This is a genomic window from uncultured Oscillibacter sp. (assembly GCF_910587525.1).
In the GTDB taxonomy this organism is placed as follows: domain Bacteria; phylum Bacillota; class Clostridia; order Oscillospirales; family Oscillospiraceae; genus Oscillibacter.
This window is the reverse complement of record NZ_CAJULS010000155.1, coordinates 1-4,508: the sequence shown is the minus strand read 5'-3', so window position 1 is coordinate 4,508 and position 4,508 is coordinate 1. Positions and strand designations below refer to the sequence as shown.

The window sequence follows — 4,508 nt, the reverse complement described above, 5'->3', positions numbered from 1 at the left end:
ACCCGGTCCGCCTGGCTGAGGCCGATGGCCCCGGCGATGATGATGGGCGGCGTGACACAGCCCACGATCATGGCCACCAGGTGCTGGAGGGCCAGGGAGACGGAGGCGCCCAGAGGCGGCCTTCCGTGGAACTGAAACAGAAGGCGGGAATCAGAGGGGGGCATAAGCATACTCTCCTTTTGTATTGTCACTGGCTTCCATTATACCATCCTGATTTCAAAAAGCAAGGAAAGGTCGACCTTTTTGCGCTGGTCCATTCGTACAATAATGAGACGTACCTTTGTGGGATTTCCCCATGGGCAGGTCGGTAATTCTTGGTTTGCCCTTACGGAGGACTTGCCAATTTCCCGCCGCTGGGGTATACTTGCTCCATTACTTTTGCCAAGGAGCTCCCCTGTCATGATCCGAGAGAAGAGTTTTTACCGCGCCTTTTTTGCCCTGGCCATGTCTCTGACCCTTCAAAACCTGCTGACCTTCGGCGTGAATCTGATGGACACGGTGATGCTGGGGCGGTACAGCCAGGACGCCATGAGCGGTGTGAGCCTCTGCAACCAGGTGCAGTTTCTGCTGCAGATGCTGGTCACCGGTGCGGGAGAGGGCGTTGTGGTTCTGGGGGCCCAGTATTGGGGCAAAGGGGACCTGAAGCCCATTCCCCACATCATCGGTGTGGCCCTGCGGTTTGGCGGAGGACTGGCGGCGGCGCTGTTTGCCCTGGTGCTGGCGGCGCCGGAGCGGGTGCTGCGGCTGCTGTCCAATGAGGAGGCGGTCATCGCCCAGGGAGTCCAATACTTTCGGATCATCTGTTTTACATATATTATCTTTACGGTTACCAATATTCTGGCGGCCTCTCTGCGGTCAGTGGGCATTGTGAAGATCGGTTATGTGACCGCCTTTTCCACCCTGTGCATCAACGTGTCGCTGAACTATCTGCTGATCTATGGCCGCTGGGGCTTCCCGGAGCTGGGGGTCCGGGGGGCGGCCATTGCCACTCTGATCTCCCGGTGCGTGGAACTTTTGATTGTGGTCTGGTTTTTGAAGCGCCGGGAAAAGCGGCTGTGCCTGACGATGAAAAAGCTGCTCTTCACCGATAAGAGCTATCTGCGGGACTACAACCGGGTCTCCGCGCCGGTGCTGGTGAACCAGGCGCTGTGGGGCGTGGCCCAGATGGTGCAGACCGGTATCCTGGGCAACCTGGGCGGAGATGTGACGGCGGCCAACGCCATCGCCGTGCAGGTGTATCAGGTGCTCTCCGTGGCGGCCTACGGCGCGGCGTCCGCCTCCGGCATCGTGGTGGGCAGGACCGTCGGCGGCGGGCGGCGGGAGGAGCTGCGGCCCCTGGTGTCCACCCTCCAGGCGGTGTTCATTTTGATCGGCCTGGTCTCCGGTGGTGCCATCCTCCTGCTGCGGCGGCCCATTCTGGCGGTGTTCGGCGCTGCGCTGACGGCCGGGGCCCGGGAGCTGGCCCTCCGGTTTATGGGGATCATCGCCCTGACCACAGTGGGTACCGCCTATCAGATGGCCTGCGACAACGGCATCATCCGCGGTGGCGGGGACACCGCCTTCAGCGCCAGAATGAACCTCATCAGCATGTGGGGCATTGTGGTGCCCCTGTCAGCCGCAGCGGCTTTCTGGTGGGCGTGGCCCCCGGCGGCGGTGTTTTTCCTGCTGAAGTGGGACCAGCTCTATAAGATCATCCCCGTGGCCCTCCGGCTCCACAGCTGGAAGTGGGTCCGGACCGTCACCCGCCCCGGCGGCGCTGCCGGCAGTGAGGAGGAAATTCTATGAGACTTGCCGTGAAAACCTGTACCCTGGATATGCCTTATGAGGAGATGCTGGACTTCTGTGCGGAGCAGGGCGTCTCCGCCCTGGAGATCGGCACCGGAAACTGGTCCGCCGCGCCCCATGCGGACCTGGACGGCCTGCTGGATTCCGGGACCGCCCGGGAGCGGTGGCTGGACGCCCAGCGGCGGCGGGGGCTCTCCCTCTGCGCCCTGAACTGCTCCGGCAATCCGTTGGCCTATCGGGCCCACATGGAGGTGACGGAGAAGACCTTCCGCCTGGCGGAGCTGCTGGGTGTGGAGAAGATCGTGATGATGAGCGGACTGCCCGCCGGATGTCCCGGGGACAGGACGCCGGTCTGGGTCACCGCCTCCTGGCCGCCGGAGACCCAGGAGATCCTGGACTACCAGTGGAATGAGGCGGCGGTTCCCGCCTGGGAGCGCCTGGTACGGCTGGCACAGGACCACGGCATCCGCAGAATCGCGCTGGAAAACCACGGGATGCAGCTGGTTTACAACCCGGAGACGCTGCTGCGCCTGCGGGCGGCGGTGGGCCCCACGGTGGGCATGAATCTGGACCCCTCCCACCTCTTCTGGATGGGCGGCGACCCCATAGAGGCCGCCCGGGTCCTGGGAGAGCAGGGGGCCATCTACCACATCCACGGCAAGGACGCCCGGCGGGAGCGGCGCATGGCCGGGCCTAACGGGATGCTGGATACCAGGCCCATCGGCGAGTTCCGGGCGCGGGCCTGGAACTATGTGGCCGTGGGCGCGGGTCACGGCCTCCAGTGGTGGCGGGAGTTTTTCTCCGTGGTGCGGATGAGCGGTTATGACGAGGAGGTCTCCCTGGAGATGGAGGACCTGACACTGCCGGTGCTGGACGGGCATCTGGCCTCCCTGCGGACGCTGCGGGACGCCCTTTGAAAGAGAGGAGATACGCCATGTTTGGACGAAAGAAACGCGAGGGGACCCCGGCGGAGCGGCCCGCCCCCAGCCGGCAGAGCCGGGCGGGGCTGTATGCCATGTGCGGGCTGTACCTGGGGTACCTGTTTTTCCAGCTGATCGACCCCTATTTTACGCCCGGGGCGCCCCGGCCCGCCCTCCACATGTTGGCGCTGGGGGCGGTGGTTCTGGGCGGCGGCGCGCTGGCGCTGCTGGTTCTGGCCTGGAGAATCTACTGGACGCCGCCGGCTCAGGACCCGGAGGAGGAAGCGGCCCTGCCGGAGACGGCGGAAGACGGCGAAGACGAAAAAACAGAAGACCTGGAGACATGAGAGCATCCCCGGCCCTGTTTGCAGGGCCGGGGATGCTTTGTGGAAAATCGGTTTTGGAAAATCAGATTGGAAAATCGAACAGGCGGGAAACGGTTTTATGCCAGACCGTTGAGCTTTTTGAACAGCTCCCCGGCGCCGGCGGAGGCCACCAGCTTATCGGTGTCCTCGTCGGTGGAGGCGATGCCCACGATGCGGCCCAGGATCTCCAGGTGCTCGTCGCCCTTGGCGGCGATGCCCACCACCAGCTTGACCCTGTCGCCGTTCCAGTCGATGCCGTCGGGATAGGTCATGACCACAACGCCGGTGCGCTTAATGAGAGGCTTGACGTCGTTGGTGCCGTGGGGGATGGCCACATGGCTGCCGATGGCCACGGAGAAGCTGGCCTCCCGGTCCAGCATGCCCTGGATATAGGCCTCGTCCACATAGCCGCTGTCCACCATCAGCCTGCCGCAGGCCCGGATGGCCTCCTCGGGAGTGACGGGGGCGCAGCCCAGGACGATGTTCTTCTCCTCCAGCAGGGTATCGCCGGAGGCGGCGGGAGCCTCTTTCGCGGCGGGAGCCGCTTCCGGTGCGGGAGCGCTGCCGCCCTTCCGGGCATCCAGCAGCTCTTTTACCAGGGTGTCGTACTCCGGCGCGCCCATGAAGTTCTTGATGGGGATGATCCGTGCCTGGGGCGCACGTTCAGCGGCCCGGCCGGACAGCTCGTGATGGGTCACCACAATCTGGCAGTCCCCGGGGATCTCACTGACGGGGTGGTGGATGACCTCGATATCGGTGATGCCCGCGTCCTTGAGCTTGTTGCGGACCATGGTGGCGCCCATGGCGGAGGAGCCCATGCCCGCGTCGCAGGCGAAGACGATCTTGCGCACGTCCTTGGCGGCCACAGAGGCTCCGGTGGAGGCGGCGGGGATGGTCTGGCCCTTGCTGGCGGCCTTGGAGGCCGCCACCTGGGCCTGGGCCTCGGCAAGGCTTGCGTCCTTGCCGAAGAATTTCAGCAGGAAGGCGGAGATCAGGAAGCTGACCACCGCGGCCACGGTGATGCCCGCAATGTTTGCGAAATAGCCGCCCTTGGGGGTCATGAGCATCTCGGCGATGATGCTGCCGGGAGAGGCTGCGGCCGCCAGGCCGCCGCCCAGCATGGACAGGGTGAAGATACCCACGATGTTGCCGATCATGGGCCCCAGAATGACGATGGGGTTCATCAGCACGTAGGGGAAGTAGATCTCGTGGATGCCGCCCACGAACTGAATGACGGCGGCGGCGCCGGCGGAGGAGCGGGTCTCACCCTTACCGGCCACGCAGTAGGCCAGCAGCAGACCCAGGCCGGGGCCGGGGTTGGACTCGATCATGAAGAGGATGGATTTGCCGGCCTCCAGGGCTTCCGCTGTGCCGATGGGGGTGAAGACGCCGTGGTTGATGGCGTTGTTCAGGAAGAGCACCTTGGCGGGCTCCACCA

General features: G+C 64.5%; 4 protein-coding genes. 3 read left to right on the top strand and 1 reads right to left on the bottom strand.

Features of this window, described 5'->3' with window-relative positions:
* Positions 1 to 399: 399 nt before the first annotated feature.
* From QZ326_RS11335 to QZ326_RS11325, 3 genes are read left to right on the top strand one after another with little or no spacing between them, the layout of a single operon-like run.
* A complete protein-coding gene (locus QZ326_RS11335) occupies positions 400 to 1,785 on the top strand; it encodes an MATE family efflux transporter (RefSeq protein ID WP_295745247.1) in 1,386 nt (461 codons plus the stop codon).
* A complete protein-coding gene (locus tag QZ326_RS11330) occupies positions 1,782 to 2,702 on the top strand; it encodes a sugar phosphate isomerase/epimerase (RefSeq protein WP_295745245.1) in 921 nt (306 codons plus the stop codon). Before QZ326_RS11335 ends, QZ326_RS11330 begins: the two co-directional genes overlap by 4 nt.
* Positions 2,703 to 2,719: 17 nt before the next feature.
* Positions 2,720 to 3,052: a hypothetical protein gene (locus QZ326_RS11325; RefSeq protein WP_295745243.1), complete on the top strand. Its 333-nt coding sequence runs from the start codon at positions 2,720 to 2,722 to the stop codon at positions 3,050 to 3,052.
* A 95-nt stretch (positions 3,053 to 3,147) separates the two neighbouring features.
* Here QZ326_RS11325 and QZ326_RS11320 read toward each other — a convergent pair.
* A partial coding sequence (locus QZ326_RS11320) for a PTS sugar transporter subunit IIA (protein ID WP_295745240.1) occupies positions 3,148 to 4,508 on the bottom strand: 1,361 nt, incomplete at its 5' end.